The sequence below is a fragment of the Streptomyces sp. NPDC002018 genome (genome assembly GCF_042890865.1).
Taxonomy (GTDB): Bacteria; Actinomycetota; Actinomycetes; order Streptomycetales; family Streptomycetaceae; genus Streptomyces.
Map to the genome: position 1 here is coordinate 1 of NZ_JBIASO010000002.1, position 24,839 is coordinate 24,839.

Here is a 24,839-nt window from a genome sequence, read left to right on the forward strand (position 1 = left end):
CGCTCCCACTCAGCATCGCTCAGATCACCCCGCCCCATGCCCACACCAACGACCCGCACACGAAGCAGTCACATGATCGACCGGACAAGTCCTAGATGCTCACTCGCGGCGAGCGCGGCTATGAGGCGGCCCCGTGTACCAGCCCACTCACGATCGAATCAGCTTCCCATCTGGAACTGACATCTCAAGGCATAAGGCTTCGACCTCAAGCCGGGGGACAACTCCGCCAGCCCGAAAGATGCCGGCGGAGCCGTGGGCACGCAGTTGCGGATCTGGAACCGCGGGCATCGACTGCGCACGCTGGAGGGTGCTGTGTTTGCCTCTCCTGCGAGGCCGCGCCCCCACGCGCCACTCACGCGCGACCAGTGACAGACAACAACGAAGGGCCGGACTCAGTGAGACTGAGTCCGGCCCTTCATCTTCGGCACTTCAGCAGGTCAGCGGGTTGATCACGCTGTCCGAGCTGGAGTGCCCCCGGCAGGATTCGAACCTGCGCACACGGCTCCGGAGAGCGTTCGCCCCTGAGGCATCGTCGCAGGTGATAGGCCTTGTCGGGCCCAAGCTCATCTCCCCTGGCCGCAAATAGGCCGAGGTCTACCGCACTCACCTCCGGCCGGAGCCACACCTCGACCCGGCTGTCATCCCGTCTGCCGTCGTCCCACACACCGTGGAGCGGGCGTGGTTCCTGGCGTCCAGGTGGAGCGCGCCACTGTACGAACGACCTGGACGCCAGGGGCCGCGTCTGCTCGGCTCTGCCTGGGACGACGGCAGACGGGATGGCAGCCACCCACCCCCACCCCACTCAACCCGCACCCGCCAGCCGAGCCCCCGCCATCCCGGAGCCGGAGCCCCCTGCCGGAGGCATCACTCCCTGACCTGCACACTTCATCGCTCCTCCACTCCTCTGCCCTGACCTCCACCCCGCCTTGCGGGTTCTGGGGCTGGTCGTCGGGTGGTGGGCCTGGCTCGTGGTCCGCTGGTCTGCGGGCTCGCCCGTGCTGGGGGTGCCGGGATTGGTGGGGTGTGGTGGCTGTGGCCCTGCTGTCGGCCGGTGGTCGTCCTCGGTCCGGCGAAGCGGAGGGCGGGGCAAAGCGTGAAACGGATCATCCCGTGGCGACTATCAGGTGGCGCGGGGCCGGGGGGCCGGGCGGAGCGGGCCGGAGGCAGGAGCGGCGCCCGAGTCCCCCGTGCCCGCGCCGGCCCGTGTGACGGGCCGGCGGGGTGTGATCTGTAGCGGCGGCAGGATGCCGATTGCCCAACCGCGCCGAATGCCCGAAAGGGCAAGAGACACCGAGCCGACGAAGACAAGGCCACCCGCCGAACGCCCCCGCCCGGCCAAAGGCTTCTCCGGTGCGCCGGAACGGCCCTGTGGACAACTGCGTTCCACCGCTGCCCCTGCCTGAACTTCTCCGAAGGGGACGTCACCATGCCCGACAGGTTCCGGAAGTAGCGGGCCCCCTCACGCGGGAGCTTCCAGGGGGTTTCCCCTCCCCCTCCCCGCCCGAAGGGTGGGGCTTGATGAGGTAGAGAAACCTGTAACAGCCCGATGGCTAGATCGCCTTCTTGGCAATGCCGTTCCGCCGTGGTGCCCTGGGCATAGCTACTGATGTTGGGGGGCGGAGTGAACGCGACGGACGATCTAGCGCTGAACCGGCCGGGAGACGCCGTGCGGCGTAAGCTCGTGGAACTCCAGCCCAACCCGTTCAAGCGGGCCTTTGGGCGTAGGCGAGCCAGTTCAGAACTGAGTAGCTGGGCGAGTGGCTTAATTGGGGAGCGCGTCACAGGTAGACGGGTCAACCGGCTTCGCCGACGGGGCTGGTACGTGCTCCACGCGGTTCAATGGCCTAGCGGATCAGACATAGACCACCTGGTCATCGGCCCACCCGGCGTCTTCACCATCAACTCCAAGCGTCACAAGGGCAAGTCGGTCTGGTACGGCGACAACGCCATCACTGTGAACCGCACCCCTACTCCCCACATCGCCATCAGTCAGTCCGAGGCGCGGCGCGTGGCCCGGCTTCTCTCTCGTCACTGCGGGTTCGCGGTACCGGTTCGCCCCGTCATCGCAGTTGTCCACGCAGCCGCGATCAAGGTGAAGAATGCCGCTCCACCCGTGTTGGTGGTCCCGGCCAAAGAAGTGGACCGCGCATTGATGGGACTCTCCCCGACCCTTGGTTCAGCTCAAGTCGAAGCGGTTTATGCCATCGCTCGCAATGCGCGCAACTGGCACGGCGGCTGATGTCCCTCACGCGTCGAAGTCGTACTCCAGGATGTACGAGGCAGAGTCCAAGGTCATCTCGTTGACTTCTACGGCGCGTCCCTCGTCGGCGAACGCAGTGCGGCAGATCAGGATCACCGGCGTCCCTGTAGCAAGGCCAAGCTGGTCTGCTTCGGATGAAGACGGCATTCGGGAACGGATCTCCTCTCGGAAGTGAACGGGCTTGAACCCCAACTCGGCAAGGCGGGCGTAAGTACCACCCGGGCCGGTGTCTTCCTGGGTGATAGGTGATCCCGCAACTAGACTGGCGGGCAAGTATGACGTGGCCAGCAGTATTGGTTTACCGTCCAAGACAAAACGGCGGCTTCGAACCCATGTGGCTTCGCCTGACTCGATCCCCAGAACTGTGGCGATGCGTTCCGGCGCGGCCTCCTCGGTGACCCTCATCTGATCAACAACCAAGGTGCGATCGTCGGTATCTGCCGACCAGATCGAGCGGCCTTCCCCCCACTGGGACTGGGCCAGCCTTTGGATGCCCTTGCGCCTGAGCGGGCGGAAGGTGCGTACAAAGACCCCGGCGCCCTTTCGGGACTCCGTCAGACCCTCGCTCTGCAAAACACTGAGAGCCTGCCTTGCGGTCATGCGCGCTACCTCGAAGGTGGCCATGAGGTCGTTCTCGCCCGGCAGTCGATCACCTGGGCCGTACTCACCTGCCTGGATGGCGTCCCTCAGTGCGTCAGCGATCCGCTGATACTTCGGCTGCCGACCGGTGCCTTGGGTGGCCATGAGTGATCTCTCCCTCTCCTCTCTAGACAGCTTAGAGGCTTCGTTCCACGCGTGGAACATCCGCCTGCCCCAAACGGGCAGCTCAACGCCACTTCGTTCCACGCGTGGGACAACCCTCCCTCAACTCAAAGAACTTCTCTAGAGACGTGTTGACATCTCTAGAGAGGCGCGCTTCACTGGAGATGTCTAGAGAGGTTGCCCGCCAGGGCGACCCCACAAGAAGGGGACATCTCCATGCCGTCTTTCAAGATTGATGTTTCGACCGCTGTGGTGTTCGTGGCGACGGCCCCGACGCCGAAGCTCGTGAGCAAGCAGACCGGGGAGCGGGCTGTGGACCGGGAGACCGGTGCGGGACTGTCGACGGTGGGTCTGCTGATCTCGGATGAGGGTGAGGGGAACCTCTACCAGGTGACGGTGCCGGAGACGGGTCTCCCGGAGAACCTGACCCCGGGCATGCCCGTGTCGGTCATCGGCCTGCGGGCGCGGGACTGGGAGAACACCTTCAACGGGCAGACGCGGCACGGAATCAGCTTCCGTGCGGTCGCGATCACCTCGGGGGTCTGACGCCATGTCGGACCTGTCGATACTGCTGGATCTCGGGGTGCCGCTGGCCGGTGCGGGTGGTCTCGGCTACGCGAAGTACCGGGCGCCTCGCGTGTACTGGTCGCTGGTGGGTCTGCCGGTCACCCGGGTCCGCTTCCAGGCCACGTACCGCTCGACGATGGATGTGTGTGGGCTGACGGTGCAGCCGTCCCGTCTGCGGGCGTTCATGGTCCGCAACGTGGCCCGGCGTCCGGATGTGCAGCCGGTCCCTCCGCAGGTCCGCCGCGTGCGGGGCTCGTTGACGGGGATGCGGGTCTCGCTCCGGCTTCCCGCCGGTCTGGAGCCCGCCGACATCGCCGCCGCCTCGCAGCGTCTGCGGCACGCCTGGGGCGTCCACTCCGTCAACGTCGTGGAGACGAAGCCCGGTGTGGTGGAGCTGCGGATGACCGGCTACGACGTGCTGCGCCGGGTGCGGATGCCGCGCCGCCTCCCGTCCGGCCCGATGGTCGTCCCGGTCGCGCTGCGCGAGGACGGCTCGGCGTTCGTCCGTGACTACCGGAAGGTTCCTCACGGTCTGACGCTGGGGGCGAATCAGTCGGGCAAGTCGATGTATCAGCGCAACCTCATCGCCGGTCTGGCGAAGCTGCCGGTGGGCCTGGTCGGGATCGACTGCAAACGCGGTGTCGAACAGGGCCGGTTCACCCCCCGCCTCTCTGCTCTGGCGACCACGCCCGATGAGGCGGCCAGCCTCCTCGACGTCCTGGTGGGCGAGATGGAAGACCGTTTCAACCTGCTGGCCGACCATCAGGTGTCGGACCTGTGGGAGCTGCCGGAGCACGTACGGCCGGTGCCGCTGGTGATACTCGTGGACGAGATCGCGGAACTGTTCCTGACCAGCGCGAAGAAGGATGAAGAGCGGCGGGACCGGACGGTCATGCAGATGGTCCGGCTCGGGCAGATGTCCCGCGCGGTCGGCATCTATCTGGAGATCTGCGGGCAGCGCTTCGGCTCCGAACTCGGCAGGGGCGCCACCATGCTCCGTGCCCAGCTCACCGGCCGTGTCGTGCACCGCGTCAACGACAAGCAGACTGCCGAGATGGGTCTCGGGGACATCGCTCCCGACGCGGTGTCGGCCGCGACGCTGATCGCCCCCGATCGGCCGGGCCTGGCGGTGGCCGGTGACACCTCCGGCGGATGGTCCCGCATCCGCACCCCTGAAACCTCTGCCGCTCAGGCTGCGGCTGTCTGCCGGGCGTACGCGCACCTCACCCCCGATATTCCGGTCCTGGCCCCCTTCCGCCCCGCCACCCCCGCCGCAACTCCCGTCGCCGCTCCGGCTCCGGCGCCGGTCAAGCCGCCGCTGACCGAGCCCGGCGCCGCGACCGCCTGACACCCCTAGCTCTCTCGGTCGGCGTGACCGCTTCACGCCAGGTCCCTACCCCGCCCATGCCAAAACCGCGAAAGGAACGCGATCCATGGCCGCCAAGAGGACCACCACCCCCCGCACCACCAAGAAGACCACCACCGCCCCGGCTGAGCCGGACAAGTGCGCGACCTGTAAGGGCTCCGGCCTGGTGGCCGTGGCGGTCCGCGTCGGCCGCCGCCACCGCAACGTCGGCCAGCAGGAGGGCTTTTGCCTCGCCTGCTTCGGCACCGGCAACGCCACTTCCGACTGACGACCGCTCCGGACGCCGGGCGGCCCGAATCCCGCCCGGCCCCGGCTCTCCATACACAGAAGGGATCTTCGGATGACCAAGCAGGAGGCCGAACGCACCGCGATCATCACGGCCGGAGTCGTCATCCTCGCTCTGACCGCCGTGGCGTTCTGGCTGTCCTACGCGCACCTGGCCGACGTCGCCAAAGCCAACGGCCTCGCCGCGTCCCCGGCCCGTTCGTGGGCCTGGCCCGCGACGCTCGACCTTTTCATCGTCGGCGGCGAAGTGCTGATGTTCCGGGCCGCCCTGCGCGGTGTGACGGACTGGTGGGCCATCGGCCTCACGGTCGCCGGATCGCTCGGCTCGATCGGCCTCAACGTCGCCGGAGTCGGCGCAGACGCACCCCGCCTGCACTACGTCGTCGCGGCCGTGCCCCCGTCCGCCGCCCTGCTCGCCTTCGGCGCACTCATGCGGCAAGTCCATCACCTCGTCGCGGCCCCGGCCGACGACACCACCCCGGCCCCCGCCATCGAACCGGAACCCGTCCCGGCGGCTGAGATCACAGTGGACCGGGCCCCCGAGCCCGCACCCGAGCCCGTTGCGGAACTGCCGCCCGCCCCCGGACCCGACCCCGAGCCCGCTCCGGCCTCGGCCCCGGTCCTGGTTCCGGCTGTGGCGGTGCCTCCGGCGCTGCTCGATCACGCGCGCAAGCTCGCCGACACCCACCACGCCACCACCGGCGACCGGATCGACGCGGACACCCTGCGTACCCGCCTCGGCATCCCGGCACCCCTGGCCGACGCCATCACTGCCCAACTCGCCTGAGAAGAAAGGAAGTTACCGACCGTGCCGCGTCCGAACCGCTTCCGCGACGTGATCCGCATCGGCCCCGTCCAGGTCGCCACCCACACCGACGGCCAGGGCCGCACCAAGCACGCCGCTGCCTGCACCGCCCCGGGCTGCGGGTTCTCCGCCGACTACACCGACCGGCCCGGCGCCGAACTCGCCGCCACCACCCACCAGTGCACCCCCGGAAAGAGGTGACCACCATGCGCTACCCCGAAGACCAGCTCAACGCCGGACACATCCCGGCCGACCTGCTCGGACAGCTCCCGCCGGGCACCGACCCCAGCCGGATCGTCATCGTCCAGGCCGCGCCCCGCTCCTACACCGGCCCCATCCTGCTCACCCTCACGATCACGGGCGGAATCGCCCTGATTGTCGTGATGATCGCGGTCACGCTGCACGTTGCCGCCGCCGCGACGGTCGCTGTTCTCTCGGCTACCGGCGGTGTGGGCGTCGCGCTCAAGCGCCCCCAGCACCGCAGCAAGTAACAGCCCCCGGGGCGGCCTCGGTCGCCAAACTTCCGCCGCCCCGGGGGCCCAACCCCATCCCAGATCCAGAGGACCCGAAAGGGAGATCCCATCATGCCCCAGCACACCCCTGTCCGGACGCGTATCTGCCCGGACTGCGACGGCTTCCCCCGCGTCGCCATCACCACCGGCCAGCACACCTCCACCGGCCACCGCCAGACCATCACCGCCACCTGCCGCACCTGCGACGGCACCGGTCGCGCGATCTCCGCTCGCCGGACGGTGGGCGCGTAATGGCTCTCTTCGATCGCAAACGGTCTGATCAGGAAGTAGCCGAGGAGATCGAGGAGATCGAGGAGATCGAGCGAGGCAAGCGCGAGGGCCGTTACCTGCTGCGAGTCCGCGCTGCTCACCAGAAGCTCGACCAGGACCGTCCCGTTCCGGAAAAGAGCACAGGCCAGGGCGCCTCCGGCCCGTCGTGCAAGTCGGCCAGCACCCCGAAGAAGCGGGGCTGGTTCTCGTGACCCTCCTGAACTGGCGTGATGCCCGCCATTTCGACCACTCCGGCGATAAGCCCTGTGTCCTCTGCGGTGGACCGACCCCGCTCCGCTCCGACCGTGGCAAGCCCGTGCACAAGGTGTGCGCCGAAGCCTGGCTGGACGCCCACCCTCCGAAGCAGGAGGACGAGTGACTGACACCGCCACCCTGGCGGGCCTGGACCCGACCACTCTGGGGGACCTCCTCCGGGTGGCCGGGTCGGACGGCTTCGACCGCTGGCAAGACCAGATCCGCCGCACCGGAGGTTGCTCCGACCCCATCCACCTGACCGGCTCGACCAAGACCCTCGACCCCGCCACCGGCACGGTCTTCCACACCTACTCCACCGACGCTGAGCCCGGCGGACGGCTGCGGGTTGCGTGCGGCAACCGGCGGGCCTCGCGCTGCCCCTCTTGCGCCTGGACCTACGCCGGAGACACCTACCACCTCATCCGCGCCGGACTGACCGGCGACCCCGCCAAGGGCACCCCGCACACCGTGCGCGAACACCCCCGCGTCTTCGCCACCCTCACCGCCCCCAGCTTCGGCCCGGTCCACAACCGGCCCGGCACCCGCCCCTGCCGCTGCGGCACCCGCCACCCCGAGGACGCGCCCGAACTCGGCACCGCCCTCGACCCCGCCACGTACGACTACGCGGGCTCGGTCCTGTGGAACAACCACGCCGGGCACCTGTGGCGCTACGTGACCATCTACCTCCCGCGTGAGCTGGCCGCCCGCGTCGGCATCACCCAGCGCGAACTACGCGAACATCTGCGGGTCTCGTACGGCAAGGTTGCCGAGTACCAGAAACGCGGGGCGATCCACTTCCATGCCGTGATCCGCTTCGACGGACCGGACGGGCCCGACTCCCCACCCCCGGCATGGGCCACGATCGACCTGCTCACCGACGCGTTACGTGCCGCTGCCGCCCGCGCTGAGGTCACACTGCCCGCCGCCGGTGAGTACCCGGCCCGGGTCCTGAGCTGGGGCACACAGCTCGACGTCCAACCCATCGGAGCCTTCGGCAACGGCGAAGACCTCACCGAACAAGCCGTCGCCTCCTACGTCGCCAAATACGCCACCAAGGCAGCGGAGGCGACGGGGACCGTGGACCGGCGCATCGGGGAGATGGCCGAACTCGACAAGCTGCCCGGCCTGCCCGACCACACCCGCCGCCTCATCCAGGCGTGCAAAGACCTGGATGACGCCTACCCGGACCGGCGGCTGTGGGCCTGGGCTCACATGCTCGGCTTCCGGGGCCACTTCTCCACCAAATCCCGCCGCTACTCCACCACCCTCGGCGCCCTCCGGCAGGTCCGCGCCGACTACCGCGCCAACCAGCAACGCGCTGCCCTCGGCCTGCCCGACCCCGACGACCATCCCGAGGCCACCACACTCACGGTCGCCCACTGGGCCTACGCAGGACACGGTCACACCCCCGGCGAATCCTGGCTCGCCGCCAACATCGCCCGGGACATCCAAGCCAGCCGCGAAGCCGCCCGACAAGTCCGCGCCGAACTCCGAGACGAGGAAGGGGATGCCGCGTGGCTGCCGGAACTGATGAGCTGATGACGGTCCCGCAGGTGCTTGCGGAACTGGGAGGGGTCTCCCGGCGCACGTTCTACCGGTGGCGCGAGATGGGCCAGGCCCCGGCCGCCTTCAAGCTGCCCAACGGGGAACTGAGGATCTGGCGTAGCGACTTCCGGGCCTGGCTGAACACGTTGGAGCGTGCCGCGTGAGGTCCTTTGACGTGCGGATCTGGGAGATTCGCAAGCGCCCGACCAAGAAGCCTTCGTACGAGGTGCGGTGGCTGGTGTCGGGCGAGACCTTCTCGGAGACCTTCCGGACGAAGGGACTGGCAGACGGTCGGCGGTCCAAGCTCGTCGCGGCGGCCAAGTCCGGTGAGCCCTTCGATACGGAAACCGGGTTGCCGGACTCGCTTGTGGAGCAGGTGGAGGCGCTGCCCTCCTTGTCTTGGTTCGCCTTCGCTTCGTCCTACCTGGTCATGAAGTGGCCGGACGCGGCGCCAAATAGTCGCGACAGTATCAACGAGACGCTGACGGACGTGACCTTGGTCCTCTGCGAAGACAGGCCCGATCGCCCGGAAGACAGGGTCCTACGGACTGCTCTGCGGAACTGGGCCTTTGTGGTCCGGGCAGATGATGAGCCGGAGCCGTCGAAGGAGGTCGCTAACGCTCTGCACTGGATCGGAAAGGCGTCGATGCCCCTGGCCGCCCTCAAAGACGCGACAGTGGCCCGGCGGGTCCTCGATCGGCTCAAGCGGAAGCTCGATGGAACCCCTGCGGGTGCTGAGACAACCCGGCGAAAGAGGCGCGTGCTGACTAACGCTGTCAAGTATGCGATCGAGCTGGGGGAGTTCGCTGAGAACCCGTTGGCGGCTGTTCAGTGGACCCCGCCCAAGGTTGCCGAGACCGTAGACCCCGGCGTCGTCGTCAATCCCCGGCAGGCGCGGGAGCTCCTGACGGCGGTCTCCTACGTTGGCAACTACCAGCGGGCCCGAGGGCGGCGTCAGGTGGCTTTCTTCGCCACGATCTACTACGGCGGGCTGCGGCCAGCGGAAGCGGTCGGGCTCCGCCGTGCGGACTGCACATTGCCGGATGAGGGCTGGGGGCTCCTGATTCTCCGCAAGACCCGGCCGACTGCTGGAACACGGTGGACTGACACGCGTGAGGTGCACGACCATCGGGGTCTCAAGAATCGGGCCGCCGAAGAGACCCGACGCGTCCCGATCCCCCCGGGTCTGGTCGCGGTCCTGCAAGCTCATCTTGCCGAGTTCGGAACGGCGAAGGATGGACGGGTCTTCCGCAACGAGCGGGGCGGTGTACTCGGCTCAACGGCATACTGGCGCGTCTGGGATGAAGCCCGGCGGCTCGCGCTCACTCCGGAACAGGTTGATTCGCCGCTGGCCAAACGTCCATACGATCTGAGGCACGCGGCCCTGTCTACCTGGCTCAACGCGGGCGTCGATCCCACAGAGGTGGCCCAGCGGGCGGGCAACAGCATCGAGGTGCTGCTATCCCGGTACGCGAAGTGCCTCGACGGCCGCCAGCACGTAGCCAACCGCCGGATCGAGAGCCTTCTCGACGGTGACGACGGCTGACGACCTGCGCCATCATGAAGCCCCTGGATCTGTCCGGGGGTCTTCGTGTTTTCCGGTGCTGACCTGCGCGAATGGCACGGTCGGTCTGGCCGCGAATAGGCCGTGGCCAGCGGCATGGGCTTGCTCACGGCGACACACGGTTACACACGCAGAAGACCCCGTACCCAGCGTTCAGGCTGGTCACGGGGTCTTTGGGCACCTCATGAAGGGTGCCCCCGGCAGGATTCGAACCTGCGCACACGGCTCCGGAGGCCGTTGCTCTATCCCCTGAGCTACGGGGGCGTATCGCTGTGGTGGCGACGGGTGAAACCCTACCAGCTTCCGTGGGGTGGCCGTGAACAGGTATTTCCGGAGCGCGGGGCACGGGGGTGGGGGCGGGTCAGGCTGAGGAGCGTTTGGGTCTGGGGGAGGCGGTCTTCTTCGCCTGGGTGGTCTTCTTCGCGGCCGTCTTCTTCGTCGCGGTCTTCTTGGCCGCCGTCTTCTTCGCGGGGGCGGTCTTCTTCGCCGCGGCCTTCTTCGTCTGCAACTGGGTCACCTCCGCGACCTCCCCGTTCTCGCCGCGTGCCTCCTTCGCCGCCCGCACGCTGTTCTCCAGGGCCGCCATCAGGTCGATGACGCGGCCTCCGCCGCCGCCCGCCGGCTCGCGTTCCGGGATCGGCTCGCCCTCCGCCTTCGCCGCGATCATCTCCTCGACCGCCTCGCGGTAGTCGTCGTGCAGCGAGGTGAGTTCGACCGTGCCGAGGGTGTCCATCAGGGCGTCGGCCAGGTCGAGTTCGGCGTCCCGTACGGTCACATCGGTCTCGGGCGCGACGCCCTCGGGTACCCGGACCTCGTCCGGCCAGAGCAGACCGTGCATCGCGATCACATCGTCGACCACCCGCAGCATGCCGAGCCGCTCGCGTCCCCGCAGGGCGAACTTGGCGACGGCGACCTTCTTGCTGCGTTTCAGTGCCTCGCGCAGCAGGGTGTACGGCTTGGCGGCGGGCACACCGCTCGCGGCGAGGTAGTACGCCGTGTCCATCTGGAGCGGATCGATCGAGTCCGCCGGGACGAACGCCACGATCTCGATCGTCTTCGCCGTCGGCAGCGGCAGGGAGGCCAGGTCGTCGTCCGTGATCGGGATGATGGAACCGTCCGCGGCCTCGTACCCCTTGCCGATCTCCGGCGCCGTCAGCTCCTGCCCGTCCAGTTCGCAGACCTTGCGGTAGCGGATACGGCCACCGTCCTCCTTGTGGACCTGGCGGAAGGAGATGGAGTGGTTCTCGGTGGCGTTCACCAGCTTGATCGGGATGCTGACCAGTCCGAAGGAGATCGCGCCGTTCCATATGGATCGCACGTTCCATCCCTTTCATCCGTTAAGCGTCAGATCTATGGGATTCTCATCGTATGACGCAGATCACCGTGGTGGAGGGGCGGAGCCTGTCGCTCAGCAATCTGGACAAGGTGCTGTACGGCGCGACCGGCACCACCAAGGGCGAGGTCCTGCACTATTACGCCCGGACGGCGGGCCCTCTCCTGGCCCATCTCACCAACCGCCCCGTCTCCTTCCTGCGCTACCCCGACGGGCCCGACGGCCAGGTCTTCTTCACCAAGAACCCACCACCGGGCACTCCCGACTGGGTACGGATCGCCGAGGTGCCCAGAAAGACGGCGGACAGCGGCAAGCAGGTGGTGGTGGAGGATCTGCCGGCCCTGATGTGGGCGGCAAATCTTGTCGTGGAGTTCCATACGCACCAGTGGCAGGCCGACACACCCGGCCACGCCGACCGGCTGATCTTCGACCTGGACCCGGGGGCGCCCGCCACGGTCGTGGAGTGCTGCGCGGTGGCGCGCTGGCTGCGTGAGCGGCTGGGCGAGGACGGCCTGGAGACCTATGTGAAGACGTCCGGCTCCAAGGGACTCCATCTTCTCGTGCCGCTGGAACGCGCCCCCTCGTCGGACGTCTCGGCGTACGCGAAGAGCCTGGCCGTCGAGGCCGAGGCGGCGCTGCCGAAGCAGGTGGTCCACCGGATGAGCCGCGCGCTGCGCCCGGGGAAGGTCTTCGTCGACCACAGCCAGAACGCCGCGGCGAAGACGACCGCCGCTCCCTACACCCTGCGCGCGCGGCGGGAACCCACCGTCTCCACGCCCGTGACGTGGGACGAGATCGCCGGCTGCACGGCCGCCGAGGAGCTGGTCTTCCGGTCGGCGGACCTCGCGGGGCGACTGGAACGGTACGGAGACCTCCTCGCCCCGCTCCTCGACCCGGACCGCGCGGCGCCGCTGCCCCGGACATAGGCGGAGGCGGGAGGCGGGGCAGAGGCGCGGTCCTGTCTCGGGGTCGGGCTGCCCCGGCCGCTCGCCGCCGTCAGACCGACAGCCAGGTGCGGCGGTCCCGGGCCACCGCGTACAAGGCCTCGATGTCCGCCGGTTTCAGTACGCCCCCGAGGGACGCCAGCGCCGAGGCCTCGGTGTCGCGGAGGATCCGTACGTCCGGTGCGGACGCCCGCGTGTCCAGGCGGGACGCTTCGACCACCGCGAGAACGGGGCGTACGGCGGTGGCCAGGGCGAACGAGGCGCGTTCGGCGGCGCGACGGGCCCAGCGGAGCTGGGGAAGCGGTGCGGCACGGCCCGTACGGACCATGGGGTCGGCGATACGGACCCGCCGTCCGCCTGCGGCCAGGGTACGGACGGCCAGCACCCCGGCCGGACCGATCGCGAGATGGTCGATACGGGCGCCGGCCCCGGGGAGCGGTACCGAGTGCAGCACCCGCCAGCCCGCGCCCTCCAGCCCGTCGAGCAGGTCGCCGAGAAGCTGCTGGGCGCGGAGGTCCCCGTATCGCGGGTCCCCGTGCCGTGGGTTCCCGTGCTGTGGATCCCCGTGCCGTGGTTCTTTACGACGTGGATGCGTCGGCCATATGGTCCGGCCCCATCCGGCCTGACGCCATGTGGCCCCGCCCCATGGACCCGTACGCCAGGTGCCCCGGCGGAGCCGGCCGTACCGTACGGGAGGCCCGGCTCCCGGTCCCGGGGGCGCGTCCAGCTCCATGTGGAGCGCCTCGCCCGGACGGTTGGGGGCGAGGTCGTCGTCGGGGTGGAGCGAGAGACGGTCGAGGTCGGCCGGCGTGGGGATCGGCGGTGGGCCCACGGCCACCTCACCGGTGAGATACGGCGCGAGCGCGGCCAGTATGTCCTCGCGCGGCGCGCCGGGGAGCACGCTGATCCGTCCGCCGGACGCACCAATACCGCGAGTGTCGGTGTCGGTGTCGGTGTCCGTGCCGCTGTCGTACCAGGCGACGGTCGTGCCGTCCGGCAGGGTCACGAAGAGCCGGTCCCGGCCGCCCACGCGTACCGGCGTGACACGTAATCGGGTCGCCATGGCACCTCACCCCCAGTTCCCCCATGGGAACAGCCATGGAGCCACGGAGGCAAGAGGTCACGAAGTCCCCGCCCCACCCCACCCCACCCCACCCCGGGAGCGCCCCATCCCCCGCCCCACGCCCTGGTCCCGTCCCGCCATCCGGACCACGGCCAGGTCGCCCACGCCCGGCCCCGCCCCACTACTGTCTCCGCCTCGCCGTCCAGCCCCGCGCCCCGTCCCAGCCCCGCGCCCCGCAATCGCCCGGCCCCCGGGCCGTCCGGCCGTCCGGCCCCGCGCCCCGTCCCCGCCGCCCCCGCTCCCCTCCCCGTCCCCTCTTCTCTTCCGCTGTCCCCTCTTCCCTCTCTCTCCTCTCCGTACGGCAGTCTGGAAGGGAGAGAGAGGGAAAGAAGGCGAGAGGAAGCGGACTCTCCCCCGACACTCCCGCCCCGGGCACACGCCCCATGGAAGGAATCGCTCAAATGATCATCTTCGGCAGCAAGGCGTATCTCCACCAACTGGCGATACTGACGCTGGTCTGCGGTCGCTGCGGCAACCCCTCCGCCCACACGCTCAAGAAGCGCGTCACCAAGTTCACGCTGTTCTTCGTGCCGCTCTTCGCCTTCTCCACCAAGTACGCCACCCAGTGCACGTTCTGCGGCGCGGAGCAGCGGGTGACCAAGGAGCAGGCCGACCGATTGCTCGCCCAGAGCACCGGGCAGGCCGGTGGCAGTCCGGCGTACAACCAGACGGAGCAGCAGAACCCCTACCAGCGGTGAGCCCATGGAGTGAAGAGAACGGGACCGTCCGGGAGAGGGCCCGGGGAACACCCACCGTCACAAATTGCGGACATTGAGTAGCGAACCTAGCGTGAACCACGCGAGTCATATGCCGGAATCACCGGCTCCTCGCCCTCAGGCCCCAGGAGTCACCATGCCCGTGCGTTCGCTCGGCCGCACCGCCGCCGCGCTCACCGTCTCCGCGGTCGCCGCCGCGACTCTCGCCACCGTCTGCGTCGCCCCCGCGGCCGCCTCACCCGCGGTCCCCGCGCCGTGGCCCGCGGAACCGGCGGCCGGCGCACCGGAGGACAACGCGCCCTCGAAGACACAGGCCGGCGTCCAGGCCCCCAACAGATTCAGGGGCCAGGTCACCGCCAGGACCGGCCTGCTGCTCCGGGACAAGCCCACACGCAGCAGCAGGGTGGTCGGCGAACTCGGATACGGCGACATCGTGCGTATCTTCTGCCGGGTCGTGGGCGACAACGTGGACGGGAACAACCGCTGGTATCTCCTCGCCGACGGCAGCTACGCCTGGAGCTCGGCCCGGTACATCCGCAGCATCGGCGAGCTGCCGCACTGGTGCTGACGCTCCGCCGGGCCCCGGCGCCGACCCCGGCCCCGGCCCCGGCGCCGCACCCGCCAACACCCCCGGCGCCGCCGCCCGTGCACCCGCCCGCGCACCGCCTGCCCGTGCTGCACTCGCCCGCTCACCACCCGCCCGCTCACCACCTGCCCTCACACCACCCGCCCGCGCACCCGGCGTCACCCCCGGTGCCGCGCCCCTCAGCGGCCCCGGCGTCACCCCGCGCCCCGCGGTGACGCCGATATCCGTTCGAAGCGAGTCCGGCATGCTTTACGGCTCCACATAAACGGACATAAGGCATGCCGCCTTGCTACGTTTCGATCCATGACCGCAACGACGGCGGACACTCCGCCGCCCGAGCCCGCCGGCCCGCGCAAGCGCCGCGGCGTCGAACTCTCCCTCCTCGTCTGCGCCGTCCTCATCTCCGTCTTCGGCTATGTCAGTGTGGGTCTCGGCAAGTACGGCGCCCTGCCGCCCGGCGCGGCCGGATACGGCGCCGGGCTGGGCATGCTCGCCCTGCTCGCCCATCTCGCGGTCCGTCTTCGTGCCCCGTACGCGGATCCCCTGCTGCTCCCCATCGTCGTGCTCCTGAACGGTCTCGGGCTGGTGCTGATCTACCGGCTGGACCTGGAGACCCCGAACGGCATCGCGGCGCCGACCCAGTTGGTGTGGTCCACGTTCGGCGTCGCGCTGTTCATCGGTGTCATCGCGTTGCTGCGCGACCATCGCGCGCTCCAGCGGTACGCGTATCTCTCGGTCGCCGCCGCCCTGGTGCTGCTCATCGTGCCGATCTTCTATCCCGCCGTGAACGGGGCCAAGATCTGGATCAGGTTCGGCGGACTCTCCTTCCAGCCCGGCGAGTTCGCCAAGATCCTGCTCGCGGTCTACTTCGCCGCGTATCTCGCCGCCAACCACAACGCCCTCGCCTACACCGGCCGCAGGATCAGCCGGCTCCAACTGCCCACCGGACGGGTCCTCGGACCGATCGTCGCCATCTGGCTGATCAGCGTGATCGTCCTTGTCCTCGAACGGGATCTCGGCACCTCGCTGCTCTTCTTCGGGCTCTTCGTGATCATGCTGTACGTGGCGACGGGACGCACCGGCTGGATCGCCGTCGGCCTGCTGCTCGCGGCGGTCGGCGCCTTCGCCGTCGGTTCGCTGGAGCCGCATGTGCACGGCAGGGTCCAGGACTGGCTGCATCCGTTCGCCTCCATCGACGAGGGGCGCGGGCCCGGTCAGCTCGCCCAGTCCCTCTTCGCGTTCGCGGCCGGCGGACTGCTCGGCACCGGCCTGGGGCAGGGCCAGTCCATCCTGATCGGTTTCGCCGCCAAGTCGGACTTCATCCTCGCCACCGCGGGCGAGGAGCTGGGCTTCGTCGGGCTGGCCGCCCTCTTCATGCTGTACGCGCTGCTGGTCGCCCGCGGCTACCGGGCCGGTCTGACGCTGCTCGACCCCTTCGGCAGGCTGCTCGCCACCGGGCTCGCCTCGATCGTCGCCCTCCAGGTGTTCGTCATCGCGGGCGGGGTGATGGGCCTGATCCCGCTCACCGGTATGGCCATGCCCTTCCTCGCGCAGGGCGGCTCGTCCGTGGTCACCAACTGGGTGATCGTGGCCCTGCTGATCCGGCTCAGCGACTCCGCCCGCAGCCCGCGCCCCGAGACCGCGGAGACGGGAGTCGTCACACCCGCCGTACTGGAGGACGACCGGTGATCCGCTATATCCGGCGCACCGCCCTCTTCTGTCTGCTGCTCCTCATCGCGCTGCTGCTCAACGCCGTCAGAATCCAGATCATCGACGCGGACTCCCTCAACGACAACCCCGCCAACCGCCGTGACTCCGTGCTCCGTTACGCCCAGCCGCGCGGTGACATCCTCGTCGACGGCAAGGCGGTCACCCGCTCCACGGACACCCGGGAGCTGCTGCGCTACGAGCAGGGGTACACCCAGGGGCCGCTGTACGCGCCCGTCACGGGCTACGCCTCCCAGACGTACGGCACGACGCTGCTGGAGAGCGCCGAGGACGAGGTCCTCTCCGGTACGGAGCCGATGCTCGCCCCTCTCCCCTTCTGGAACGACCTCACCCGCAGCCGGCAGCCCGGCGGCACGGTCGTCACCACCATCAGGGCGTCGATGCAGCGGGCCGCGTACGAGGGACTCGCCGGACGGCGGGGCGCGGTCGCGGCGATCGAGCCGACGACGGGCCGGATCCTGGCGCTGGTCAGCAGTCCGTCGTACGACCCGGGGCGGCTGTCGGGCACCGGCAGCCGGGTGACCGGCGCCTGGACCCGGCTGACCGGGGAGGACAGCCAGCCGATGCTCAACCGGGCGATCCGGCAGACCTATCCGCCCGGCTCGGCCTTCAAGATCGTCACGGCGGCCGCCGCGCTGGAGTCCGGGACGGTCGGGGACGCCGGCGCCCCGACCGGCATCGCGGAGCCGTTCGTCCTGCCGGGCACGAGGACCGTCCTTCCCAACGAGGTGAAGGGCTGTGGCAGGGCGTCGCTCGCGTACGCGATCAGATGGTCCTGCAACACGGTGCTGGCCGGGCTCTCGGTGAAGGTCGGGCTGGCCGGGATGGTCCGTACGGCGGAGAGCTTCGGCTTCAACGACGCCGGGCTGAGGATCCCGTCCCGGGTCGCCGCGTCCCACTTCGACAGGGAGATGAGCGACGACGAGCTGGCGCTCTCCTCCATCGGACAGTTCGACACCCGGGCCACCCCGCTCCAGATGGCGATGGTCACGGCGGCGGTCGCCAACGGCGGGGATCTCAGACACCCCTATCTGGTGGACCGGATCACCACCGCCGACGGTGACACCGTGTCCCGTACGGGCGAGCGGACGTACCGGCGGCCGATGACCCCGGCCACGGCGCAGCAGTTGCGGCAGATGATGATCGACACGGTCAGGGACGGTACGGGGAAGAAGGCGGGCATTCCCGGGGTGACGGTCGGCGGGAAGTCGGGTACGGCCCAGCACGGGGTGGACAACTCCGGGCTGCCGTACGCCTGGTTCATCGCCTGGGCCCAGGCCGAGGACACGGTCCGTCCGGCGGTGGCGGTCGCGGTGGTGGTCGAGGACGCGGCGGCCGGCCGTACGGAGATCAGCGGCGGCGGGAACGCGGCGCCGATCGCGCGGGCGGTGATGCGGGAGGCGCTGCGAGACTGAGGAGAGCGGGAGGGGACCGATGGAGCCTACGAGACCTACGACGCCTACGAGGCCTACGCCGCCTACGCCGCCTACGCCGCCTACGCCGCCTACGCCGCCTACGACGCCAACGAGACACAGCGCGCCCACCGGGCCCACGGAGCCCCCGGAGCCCGCGGCTCCGACGACGGAGAGGGTCGCGGAGTCGCTGGCGCGGATCGAACGGCTCGATCCGGAGCTCTGCGCCTTCACCGAGGTGTGGGGCGACGAAGCGCTGGACCGGGCCCGCGCGGTGGACCGGCGGCTGCCGCTGGCCGGGGTGCCTTTCGCGGTGAAGGGACCGTACGGGATCCGCTCGTACGCGGCGGGACGCCTGATCGCGGCGGGGGCGGTGCCGGTCGGCTCGACGGCGGTGCCGGGGCCCGGTACGTACTGGCAGACCTGGGGGCAGGGGCGGTACGGCCGTACGGTCAATCCGTACCGCGCCGACCGTACCCCCGGCGGCTCCTCCGCGGGCTCCGCGGTGGCGGTCGCGGCGGACATGGTGCCGCTGGCCACGGGCAGCGACGGGGCGGGCTCGGTGCGGATCCCGGCGGCCTGGTGCGGGGTGTTCGGACTGAAGACGACGAACGGGCTGCTGCCGTCGCCGGACCGACGGGGCTGGCCTCGGCGGGTGTGCTGGCACGGTCGGCGGTGGAGGCACGGGCGTATCTGCGGTATGTGCTCGCCCCACACGATCCGTCCCTCGCCCCCTATGACCCGCCCGCCCTGGACGACCTGTCCATCGGCCCGTCCATCGGCGCGTTCGACCCGGCCGTCGTGTACGACGCGTCCCCCGCCCCGGCTGCCCCGTCCGCCGTTCCGCTTCCGGTGCCCGCGGTCTTCTCCCCCGATCTGGGCTTCGCACAGCCCGACCCGGAGGTCGTGGGCGTGGTGCGGGCGGCGGTGGAGCGGCTGGTGGCGGCGGGGGTGGTGCGGCTGGTAAGCCCGGGGGGCGCGCGAGGCCCCGAGGCACCGTCCGCGCTCCACGAACCGTCCGCGCCCCACGAACGGCGGCCGCACCACGAGCGGCGGCAGCCCGGCCCTGGCCCTAGCCCCGGCCCTGGCCCCGGCGATCCCGGGCAGCGCCTCGCCCCGTTCGCGCTCCTCGATCCGCGTGAGGCCTGGACGACCGTGCGCGGGGGCGATCTGTCGGGTGACGCGGGGGCACGGGCGGCTGAGGTGCGGGCGGAGAACGACCTGAGGCTCGACGCCCTGTTCTCCCGTGTGCCGCTGCTGCTCACCCCGGTCACGCCGAACCGGCCGCATGGCCACGAGGGGCCGGGGACGCGCTACTCGACGGCGCTGACCTGGGCGTTCAATCTGAGCGGGCATCCGGCGGCGAGCATCCCCGCCGGTTTCACGGCGGACGGCTGCCCCGTCGGACTGCAACTGGTCACGGCACGGAGGGCGGACGCCTCGCTGCTCGACATCGCGGTCGCGGCGGAGCACCGGGCGGGCACCGTCGGCCGCGGCGGACGGTGACCACGCCGCGCGGGAGCAAAGCTCGTGGGAACGGGGCGCGCGGGAACGGGAGTTGACCCGGCTCAGCTTCCCGGCCGGGCGGCCCGGGTGTTCTCCCTCCGCTTCACCGAGCCGCGGAAGCCGCCCCGGACGCGGGCTCCGGACGCGGGCTCCGGAGGTCGTCGGGACTTCTCGCCTGACCGGTCGGCGGGTGCGGTTACGCTGCCGGCATGACCGCGCCCGCAACACCCGCGTACCGACGGCTCAGTGTCGAGGAGCGCCGCGCGCAGCTCCTCGACGCCGCGCTCACGCTGTTCGCGCACCGGGCCCCCGAGGAGGTCTCCCTCGACGATGTCGCGGCGGCGGCCGGGGTGTCACGGCCGCTCGTCTACCGCTACTTCCGGGGCGGCAAACAGGAGTTGTACGAGGCGGCGCTCCGCTCCGCCGCCGACGAGCTGGAGCGGTGCTTCACCGAACCGCAGGCCGGTCCGCCGACCGAGCGGCTGGGGCGTGTGCTCGACCGCTATCTCGCCTTCGTGGACCAGCACGACGCCGGATTCAGCGCGTTGCTCCAGGGCGGCAGCGTCTGCGAGACGTCCCGGACGACGGCGATCGTGGACGAGGTACGGCGGGCGGCGGCCGGACAGATCCTGCGGCACATCGGGACGGGCCGGACGGCGCAGGACCCGCCGGGAGCGCGGCTGCGGATGATGGTGCGCACCTGGATCGCGGCCGTGGAATCGGCGTCGCTGATATGGCTGGACGAAGGGAAGCGGCCGCCCGCCGGTGAACTGCGCGACTGGCTGGTCGACCATCTCATCGCCCTCCTGGTGGCCACCGCGGCCACCGACGAGGAGACCGCCGGGGCCGTCGACGCGCTCGTGTCCCAGGAGCGCGTCGACGGCCCCGTGGCCACGCTGGCGCGCCGGGTGGCCCCCAGGGTCGGCGGCGCGGCACACCTGCTGTAGCGCCCGCCGACGGGCGCCTCGCCACCGGGACCGGGCGGGACCGGGCTCCGGGACCGAGCGGGACCGGTCCCGGACCGAGCGAGACTGAGCCCGGACTGAGCGAGACTGGGCCCGGGACCGAGCGAGACTGAGTCCGGGGCTGAGCGAGACTGGGCCGGTGAGAAGCGAAGACACCCTTTTCGTCGGAGGCCCGATGGACGGGCGCGTACTGCCCGTACTGACGGGACCGACCGGACATCCGCCCAAGTGGTACGAGATCCCGGTGCCCGACGCGGACGGCGGGCCGCCCACCGTGCACACCTACCGGCGCGCACCGGCGAGCTACAGCAAGCGGCTCGGGCTCCAGCGGGGGTGGAAGTACGAGTACGTCTCCACGGGCCGTGAGCGCCGCACGCTGAAGTGGCCCTGGTCGAAGCCGGGTGGCGGGGCGCCGTAGACAACGGCCCCGCCGTGGTCGCCCAGAGGGGTGATGCTGTTGCGCCACCCCGCCCATTTATGGGGTATTCGTACGTACTCTCACCTCATCATCGCCTAGGGCTGGACGGGCTGGACTCTCCATCCCGCCATCCCGCCATCCCGCGACCAGAGGTGATGACATGTCAGGAAGAGTGGTGCGAGCGGCCTGTACGGCGGCGCTGGCCACCGCGACGGTCCTCGCCGCGGTGCCCTTCGCGTCGTACGCCGTGGCCGAGCCGGGGGATGACCCGGCGCCGGGCACCTCCGCGTCCGCGCCCCCGGCCCCCTCCCGGAACAAGGACAAGGGGAAGGGGAAAAGCGGCGGTCCGGACACGGACGCGGGCACGGACGCGGGCACGGACGCGGGCACGGGGGCGGAGACGGGCGCGGAGGCCGGAGCCACCGCCGGGGACGCGTCCGACGAGGACGGTTCCGACGCGCCGGACGGCGAGGACGGCCCGGGGTCCGGGACCGCGTCGGAGGACGAGGAGCCGACGTCCGCCGAGGACGGGGCGGCCGGTCCCGACGCCGGTCCCGACGCCGGTGCCGACGCCACCGCGGGCATGGCCGCCCTGGACGCCCTGGACGCCGCCCCGCCGCGGACCGTCGCGGAGATGCTCAGCCGGCTCCAGCTCCTCTACCGGCAGGCCGAGCAGGCCACGGAGGCGTTCAACGCCACCGAGGGCGAACTGGCCCGGCAGCGCGCCGAGACCAAGAGGCTCTCCGCCGCCCTCGCACGGGCGCGTACCGCGCTGTCGCTCAGCCGCGGTGACGCGGGCCGGCTGGCCCGCCGGCAATACCAGGGGCAGTCCGAACTCTCCGGCTATCTGCGGCTGCTGCTCGCCGACGACCCGCAACACGCCCTGGACGAGGGCTATCTGCTGAGGCGGACCGCCCGTAACAGGGCCCATACGGTGGCACGGCTCGCCGCCACCGAGAAGCGTGCCGCCGCCCTGGCCACGGCGTCCCGCGAGGCCCTCGGCAGACAGCAGGCGCTCGCCACCAAGCAGCGCAAGCAGCGGGACATGGTCAAGTCCAGGCTCCTGGACGTCGAGAAGCTGCTCGCCTCGCTCAGCGACGCGCAGATCGCCGCGGTGGCCGCGCTGGAGAAGGCCGGTACGGACGAGGCCCAGCGCGAGCTGCTCGCCTCGGGCGCGCTCGGCGGGGCGGCCGGGACGGGCGAGGGCGCGGGAGCCGGCGCGGCGGGAGCGGCGGGAGCACCCGGAGGACCGTCGGGCAGAGCGCCCTCGGCGCGGGGCGGCGAGGCGCTGCGGTACGCCGTCGACCAGATCGGCAAGCCGTACGAGTGGGGCGCCGAGGGGCCGGACACGTTCGACTGCTCCGGGCTGACCCAGCGGGCCTGGGAGCGTGCCGGGGTGAGCATCCCCCGTACCAGCCAGGAGCAGTGGGACGAACTCCCCCGGGTCTCCCTGGCCGAGCTGCGCCCCGGCGATCTGGTGATCTACTTCCCGGAGGCCACCCATGTGGCGATCTATCTCGGCGAGGGAATGGTGATCCAGGCACCGCGTCCCGGCGCCCGGGTGAAGGTCTCCCCGATCGCGGCGAACCCGCTGCTGGGGGCCGTACGGCCGGATCCCGAGGCCCGTTCCCTGGCCCCCGGGGCCTATATGGCGCCGGAGCTGCCCGAGGGCGCGATGGACGGCGCCGACACCGGCTACAACCAGGTCTGAAGCACGGGCGGGGGCCCGACGGGCAGAGCGGCCGGCCGGCCCGGGGCCCGGCCCCGGCAGACGGCCGACCCGGCAAACGGCCGGCCCCGACAGGCGGCCGACTCGGCAGACGCCCGGTCCGGCGTGCGGACGGCCCGGCGTTCAAACGGCCCGGCGCGCGAACGGCACGACGCGCGAACGGCCCGGCGCGCGGACGGCACGACGCTCGAACGGCCCGGCGTGCGGACGGCCCGGCGCGCGGGCGTGGGCGCTCAGACGCGCGGGCGCGGGCCTCGCCGGGCTACGCGACCGCGCCCGCGGCCTCCGCCAGATACGCGTTCGTCTTCTCGGGCTCGTAGAAGAAGTTCTCGAAGTCGGCCGGGTTGTCGAAGCCGTTCGCGAACCGGTCGGCGACCGGCGGGAGCTGTCCCGCCGCGCCGATCAGGTTGAGGACATGCTCCGGCGGGACACCCAGCATGGCGTTGGTCCACTTGGTGACATGCCGCGCGGTCTCCCAGTACCGGTCGAACGCCGAGCGCATCCACTCCTCGTCGAAGGGCAGGTCGCCCCGTGCCACGATCGACTCCAGATACGAAGCGGCGCACTTGGACGCCGAGTTGGAGCCCTGTCCGGTGATCGGGTCGTTGGCGACGACCACATCGGCGACCCCGAGGACCAGACCGCCGCCGGGCAGCCGGCCGACCGGGTGGCGCACGGTCGGCGTGTACCGGCCGGCGAGCGTGCCGTTGGCGTCCGTCAGTTCGACCTTGGTGGCACGCGCGTACTCCCAGGGCGTGAACCGCTCCATCAGCTCCAGGATGAGCGAGAGGTGCTCGGCGGGGTCCTTGACGCCCCGGAAGACATCGAGCGGGCCGCCGGGCACGCCCTCCCAGAAGAGGATGTCCGCGCGACCCGAGGTGGTGAGGGTGGGCATCACGAACAGTTCGCCGACGCCCGGCACCAGATTGCAGCGCACGGCCTCATGGTCCGGGTGCTCGGGGCGCGGGCCGAGACCGTGGACGTACGCGACCGCGAGCGCGCGCTGCGGGGTCTCGAACGGGGAGCGGGAGGCGTCACGGCCGAACATCGAGACCAACTCGCCCTTGCCCGCCGAGACCAGCACCAGATCGTAGGTGCGGGAGAAGTAGTCCAGGTCGGAGACGGCCGCGCCGTGGATCACGAGCTGGCCGCCGCGCTGGGCGAAGGTCTCCATCCAGCCTGCCATCTTGACCCGCTGGTCGACGGACTGGGCGTAGCCGTCGAGCCGGCCGACCCAGTCCACGGCGCGGGAGGAGTCGGGCGCGGCCACCGACACGCCCACGCCCTCTATTCGGGGCGCCTGGGACTCCCAGAAGCCGAGCTGGAGATCGCGCTCGTGCTGGAGCGCGGTGTGGAACATGCACTGCGTGGACATGACCCGGCCGGACCGGATCTCGTCCGCCGTGCGGTTGGACATCAGGGTGATCTCGTACCCCCGCGACTGGAGGCCGAGGGCGAGCTGAAGCCCGGACTGACCGGCTCCGACGACGAGTATTCTCCGCATGGCGGGTTCTCCGTTTGCCTACGTGGTGCGGGGTTCGCGGGCGCTACTCGGGGGTGGCCTGGAGCGCGTGGCGCACCAGTGTGAGCAGCGACTCGACGACCGTGATCCGTTTGCGCGCGTCCATGATCAGTACGGGGATCTCGTCGGGGATCGTCAGCGCGTCCCGTACGTCCTCGATGTCGAACGGTTCCGAGCCGTCGAAGTGGTTGACCGCGACGACGTACGGCAGTCCGCAGCTCTCGAAGTAGTCGAGCGCCGGGAAGCAGTCGTCGATCCGCCGGGTGTCGGCCAGGACGACGGCCCCGATCGCGCCGCGCACCAGGTCGTCCCACATGAACCAGAAGCGCTGCTGGCCCGGTGTGCCGAAGACGTACAGCACCAGGTCGTTGTCGAGGGTGATCCGGCCGTAGTCCATCGCCACGGTCGTGGTGACCTTGTCGGGCGTGGCGCTGAGATCGTCGGTCTCCGCGCTGGCCTGGGTCATCAGGGCCTCGGTCTGGAGCGGAGGGATCTCCGAGACCGCGCCGACGAAGGTCGTCTTGCCGACACCGAAGCCGCCCGCGACCACGATCTTGGTGGCGATGGGCGCACGGGTGCGGTCCAACTGCCATGCCTGGAGCCCCTCTTCGGGCTCGGTCAGGAACGGCGCGGGCATGACACCCGAAGCGTTCGCACCGGCGGCCG

The 24,839-nt window shown here is 70.6% G+C and carries 25 protein-coding genes, 1 tRNA gene and 2 pseudogenes; 22 read left to right on the forward strand and 6 right to left on the reverse strand.

The genetic code is table 11. From position 1 onward, the window contains the following. Positions 1 to 1,606 precede the first annotated feature (1,606 nt). Entirely contained in the window at positions 1,607 to 2,239 is a 633-nt protein-coding gene (locus ACFYYH_RS03500) for a nuclease-related domain-containing protein (RefSeq protein ID WP_388545364.1), read from the forward strand. 6 nt (positions 2,240 to 2,245) lie between these two features. Here ACFYYH_RS03500 and ACFYYH_RS03505 read toward each other — a convergent pair whose 3' ends face one another. Next, positions 2,246 to 3,004, reverse strand: coding sequence for a GntR family transcriptional regulator (locus tag ACFYYH_RS03505; protein WP_388545366.1), 759 nt, complete (start codon positions 3,002 to 3,004; stop codon positions 2,246 to 2,248). Between the two features lie 234 nt (positions 3,005 to 3,238). Here ACFYYH_RS03505 and ACFYYH_RS03510 point away from each other — a divergent pair, with 234 nt between their 5' ends. The 11 genes from ACFYYH_RS03510 to ACFYYH_RS03560 all read left to right on the forward strand — a co-directional run bounded on the left by ACFYYH_RS03510 (position 3,239) and on the right by ACFYYH_RS03560 (position 10,173). Then, the gene (locus tag ACFYYH_RS03510) at positions 3,239 to 3,568 is read left to right on the forward strand and encodes a hypothetical protein (protein WP_388545369.1); all 330 of its coding nucleotides are present in this window, start codon (positions 3,239 to 3,241) and stop codon (positions 3,566 to 3,568) included. Positions 3,569 to 3,572: 4 nt separating this feature from the next. Then, complete coding sequence (locus ACFYYH_RS03515; RefSeq protein ID WP_388545372.1) at positions 3,573 to 4,937, forward strand: FtsK/SpoIIIE domain-containing protein; 1,365 nt, start codon at positions 3,573 to 3,575, stop codon at positions 4,935 to 4,937. Positions 4,938 to 5,022: 85 nt separating this feature from the next. After that, positions 5,023 to 5,223 carry a hypothetical protein gene (locus tag ACFYYH_RS03520; protein WP_388545373.1) on the forward strand — a complete coding sequence of 67 codons (201 nt, stop codon included), beginning with the start codon at positions 5,023 to 5,025 and terminating at the stop codon, positions 5,221 to 5,223. Positions 5,224 to 5,295: 72 nt separating this feature from the next. Then, positions 5,296 to 6,027 (forward strand): DUF2637 domain-containing protein, encoded by a 732-nt coding sequence (locus ACFYYH_RS03525; protein WP_388545375.1) that lies wholly within the window; start codon positions 5,296 to 5,298, stop codon positions 6,025 to 6,027. Positions 6,028 to 6,048: 21 nt separating this feature from the next. After that, positions 6,049 to 6,246 (forward strand): mobile element transfer protein, encoded by a 198-nt coding sequence (locus tag ACFYYH_RS03530; RefSeq protein ID WP_388545378.1) that lies wholly within the window; start codon positions 6,049 to 6,051, stop codon positions 6,244 to 6,246. A gap of 5 nt (positions 6,247 to 6,251) precedes the next feature. Then, positions 6,252 to 6,536 (forward strand): hypothetical protein, encoded by a 285-nt coding sequence (locus ACFYYH_RS03535; protein ID WP_388545379.1) that lies wholly within the window; start codon positions 6,252 to 6,254, stop codon positions 6,534 to 6,536. A gap of 93 nt (positions 6,537 to 6,629) precedes the next feature. After that, entirely contained in the window at positions 6,630 to 6,809 is a 180-nt protein-coding gene (locus tag ACFYYH_RS03540) for a hypothetical protein (protein WP_388545381.1), read from the forward strand. Then, positions 6,809 to 7,039: a hypothetical protein gene (locus tag ACFYYH_RS03545; protein WP_388545384.1), complete on the forward strand. Its 231-nt coding sequence runs from the start codon at positions 6,809 to 6,811 to the stop codon at positions 7,037 to 7,039. The genes ACFYYH_RS03540 and ACFYYH_RS03545 overlap by 1 nt, the downstream gene beginning before the upstream one ends. A 163-nt stretch (positions 7,040 to 7,202) precedes the next feature. After that, the gene (gene repSA, locus ACFYYH_RS03550) at positions 7,203 to 8,621 is read left to right on the forward strand and encodes a replication initiator protein RepSA (protein ID WP_388545387.1); all 1,419 of its coding nucleotides are present in this window, start codon (positions 7,203 to 7,205) and stop codon (positions 8,619 to 8,621) included. Beyond that, the gene (locus tag ACFYYH_RS03555; RefSeq protein ID WP_388546304.1) at positions 8,621 to 8,791 is read left to right on the forward strand and encodes a helix-turn-helix transcriptional regulator; all 171 of its coding nucleotides are present in this window, start codon (positions 8,621 to 8,623) and stop codon (positions 8,789 to 8,791) included. Before repSA ends, ACFYYH_RS03555 begins: the two co-directional genes overlap by 1 nt. After that, positions 8,788 to 10,173, forward strand: coding sequence for a tyrosine-type recombinase/integrase (locus ACFYYH_RS03560; RefSeq protein ID WP_388545390.1), 1,386 nt, complete (start codon positions 8,788 to 8,790; stop codon positions 10,171 to 10,173). Before ACFYYH_RS03555 ends, ACFYYH_RS03560 begins: the two co-directional genes overlap by 4 nt. 210 nt (positions 10,174 to 10,383) lie before the next feature. Here ACFYYH_RS03560 and ACFYYH_RS03565 read toward each other — a convergent pair. Both ACFYYH_RS03565 and ACFYYH_RS03570 read right to left on the reverse strand, forming a co-directional pair. Next, positions 10,384 to 10,455: transfer RNA gene (locus ACFYYH_RS03565), tRNA-Arg, on the reverse strand. Between the two features lie 97 nt (positions 10,456 to 10,552). After that, positions 10,553 to 11,509, reverse strand: coding sequence for a Ku protein (locus tag ACFYYH_RS03570; protein WP_388545393.1), 957 nt, complete (start codon positions 11,507 to 11,509; stop codon positions 10,553 to 10,555). 50 nt (positions 11,510 to 11,559) lie between these two features. On the opposite strand from ACFYYH_RS03570, the gene ligD reads away from it, so the two are divergent. After that, the gene (ligD, locus tag ACFYYH_RS03575) at positions 11,560 to 12,450 is read left to right on the forward strand and encodes a non-homologous end-joining DNA ligase (RefSeq protein WP_388545395.1); all 891 of its coding nucleotides are present in this window, start codon (positions 11,560 to 11,562) and stop codon (positions 12,448 to 12,450) included. 70 nt (positions 12,451 to 12,520) lie between these two features. On the opposite strand, the gene ACFYYH_RS03580 is transcribed toward ligD, so the two are convergent. Beyond that, complete coding sequence (locus ACFYYH_RS03580) at positions 12,521 to 13,531, reverse strand: NERD domain-containing protein (RefSeq protein ID WP_388545397.1); 1,011 nt, start codon at positions 13,529 to 13,531, stop codon at positions 12,521 to 12,523. 461 nt (positions 13,532 to 13,992) lie between these two features. Here ACFYYH_RS03580 and ACFYYH_RS03585 point away from each other — a divergent pair, with 461 nt between their 5' ends. The 9 genes and pseudogenes from ACFYYH_RS03585 (at position 13,993) to ACFYYH_RS03625 (ending at position 22,633) form a co-directional block, all read left to right on the forward strand. Beyond that, positions 13,993 to 14,289, forward strand: a complete 297-nt coding sequence (locus ACFYYH_RS03585) for a zinc-ribbon domain-containing protein (RefSeq protein WP_388545400.1) — start codon at positions 13,993 to 13,995, stop codon at positions 14,287 to 14,289. Positions 14,290 to 14,443: 154 nt separating this feature from the next. Next, complete coding sequence (locus ACFYYH_RS03590; protein WP_388545402.1) at positions 14,444 to 14,875, forward strand: SH3 domain-containing protein; 432 nt, start codon at positions 14,444 to 14,446, stop codon at positions 14,873 to 14,875. Between the two features lie 321 nt (positions 14,876 to 15,196). Then, on the forward strand, positions 15,197 to 16,582 hold the full coding sequence (locus ACFYYH_RS03595; protein ID WP_388545405.1) for an FtsW/RodA/SpoVE family cell cycle protein: 1,386 nt from the start codon (positions 15,197 to 15,199) through the stop codon (positions 16,580 to 16,582). Then, positions 16,579 to 18,036, forward strand: a complete 1,458-nt coding sequence (locus ACFYYH_RS03600) for a penicillin-binding transpeptidase domain-containing protein (RefSeq protein WP_388545407.1) — start codon at positions 16,579 to 16,581, stop codon at positions 18,034 to 18,036. Before ACFYYH_RS03595 ends, ACFYYH_RS03600 begins: the two co-directional genes overlap by 4 nt. A 19-nt stretch (positions 18,037 to 18,055) precedes the next feature. Then, positions 18,056 to 18,999 (forward strand): annotated as a pseudogene (locus ACFYYH_RS03605) (amidase family protein); the annotation flags it as partial. Between the two features lie 153 nt (positions 19,000 to 19,152). Further along, positions 19,153 to 19,539 (forward strand): annotated as a pseudogene (locus tag ACFYYH_RS03610) (amidase family protein); the annotation flags it as partial. A gap of 209 nt (positions 19,540 to 19,748) precedes the next feature. Further along, entirely contained in the window at positions 19,749 to 20,486 is a 738-nt protein-coding gene (locus ACFYYH_RS03615; protein ID WP_388545410.1) for a TetR/AcrR family transcriptional regulator, read from the forward strand. Positions 20,487 to 20,643: 157 nt separating this feature from the next. After that, entirely contained in the window at positions 20,644 to 20,922 is a 279-nt protein-coding gene (locus ACFYYH_RS03620) for a hypothetical protein (protein WP_388545413.1), read from the forward strand. 160 nt (positions 20,923 to 21,082) lie between these two features. After that, complete coding sequence (locus tag ACFYYH_RS03625) at positions 21,083 to 22,633, forward strand: NlpC/P60 family protein (protein WP_388545415.1); 1,551 nt, start codon at positions 21,083 to 21,085, stop codon at positions 22,631 to 22,633. Between the two features lie 280 nt (positions 22,634 to 22,913). Here the strand turns inward: ACFYYH_RS03625 and ACFYYH_RS03630 are convergent, their stop codons facing one another. After that, complete coding sequence (locus ACFYYH_RS03630; protein WP_388545417.1) at positions 22,914 to 24,155, reverse strand: styrene monooxygenase/indole monooxygenase family protein; 1,242 nt, start codon at positions 24,153 to 24,155, stop codon at positions 22,914 to 22,916. A gap of 43 nt (positions 24,156 to 24,198) precedes the next feature. Continuing rightward, positions 24,199 to 24,810 (reverse strand): ATP/GTP-binding protein, encoded by a 612-nt coding sequence (locus ACFYYH_RS03635; protein ID WP_388545419.1) that lies wholly within the window; start codon positions 24,808 to 24,810, stop codon positions 24,199 to 24,201. Positions 24,811 to 24,839 lie beyond the last annotated feature (29 nt).

Excerpts from the sequence above, each read along its gene's own strand:
- ACFYYH_RS03500 (WP_388545364.1), top strand. The coding sequence starts at position 1,607 with ATGTTGGGGGGCGGAGTGAACGCGACGGACGATCTAGCGCTGAACCGG.
- ACFYYH_RS03505 (WP_388545366.1), bottom strand. The coding sequence starts at position 3,004 with ATGGCCACCCAAGGCACCGGTCGGCAGCCGAAGTATCAGCGGATCGCT.
- ACFYYH_RS03510 (WP_388545369.1), top strand. The coding sequence starts at position 3,239 with ATGCCGTCTTTCAAGATTGATGTTTCGACCGCTGTGGTGTTCGTGGCG.
- ACFYYH_RS03515 (WP_388545372.1), top strand. The coding sequence starts at position 3,573 with ATGTCGGACCTGTCGATACTGCTGGATCTCGGGGTGCCGCTGGCCGGT.
- ACFYYH_RS03520 (WP_388545373.1), top strand. The coding sequence starts at position 5,023 with ATGGCCGCCAAGAGGACCACCACCCCCCGCACCACCAAGAAGACCACC.
- ACFYYH_RS03525 (WP_388545375.1), top strand. The coding sequence starts at position 5,296 with ATGACCAAGCAGGAGGCCGAACGCACCGCGATCATCACGGCCGGAGTC.
- ACFYYH_RS03535 (WP_388545379.1), top strand. The coding sequence starts at position 6,252 with ATGCGCTACCCCGAAGACCAGCTCAACGCCGGACACATCCCGGCCGAC.
- ACFYYH_RS03540 (WP_388545381.1), top strand. The coding sequence starts at position 6,630 with ATGCCCCAGCACACCCCTGTCCGGACGCGTATCTGCCCGGACTGCGAC.
- ACFYYH_RS03545 (WP_388545384.1), top strand. The coding sequence starts at position 6,809 with ATGGCTCTCTTCGATCGCAAACGGTCTGATCAGGAAGTAGCCGAGGAG.
- ACFYYH_RS03555 (WP_388546304.1), top strand. The coding sequence starts at position 8,621 with ATGACGGTCCCGCAGGTGCTTGCGGAACTGGGAGGGGTCTCCCGGCGC.
- ligD (WP_388545395.1), top strand. The coding sequence starts at position 11,560 with ATGACGCAGATCACCGTGGTGGAGGGGCGGAGCCTGTCGCTCAGCAAT.
- ACFYYH_RS03580 (WP_388545397.1), bottom strand. The coding sequence starts at position 13,531 with ATGGCGACCCGATTACGTGTCACGCCGGTACGCGTGGGCGGCCGGGAC.
- ACFYYH_RS03585 (WP_388545400.1), top strand. The coding sequence starts at position 13,993 with ATGATCATCTTCGGCAGCAAGGCGTATCTCCACCAACTGGCGATACTG.
- ACFYYH_RS03590 (WP_388545402.1), top strand. The coding sequence starts at position 14,444 with ATGCCCGTGCGTTCGCTCGGCCGCACCGCCGCCGCGCTCACCGTCTCC.
- ACFYYH_RS03595 (WP_388545405.1), top strand. The coding sequence starts at position 15,197 with ATGACCGCAACGACGGCGGACACTCCGCCGCCCGAGCCCGCCGGCCCG.
- ACFYYH_RS03615 (WP_388545410.1), top strand. The coding sequence starts at position 19,749 with ATGACCGCGCCCGCAACACCCGCGTACCGACGGCTCAGTGTCGAGGAG.
- ACFYYH_RS03625 (WP_388545415.1), top strand. The coding sequence starts at position 21,083 with ATGTCAGGAAGAGTGGTGCGAGCGGCCTGTACGGCGGCGCTGGCCACC.
- ACFYYH_RS03630 (WP_388545417.1), bottom strand. The coding sequence starts at position 24,155 with ATGCGGAGAATACTCGTCGTCGGAGCCGGTCAGTCCGGGCTTCAGCTC.
- ACFYYH_RS03635 (WP_388545419.1), bottom strand. The coding sequence starts at position 24,810 with ATGCCCGCGCCGTTCCTGACCGAGCCCGAAGAGGGGCTCCAGGCATGG.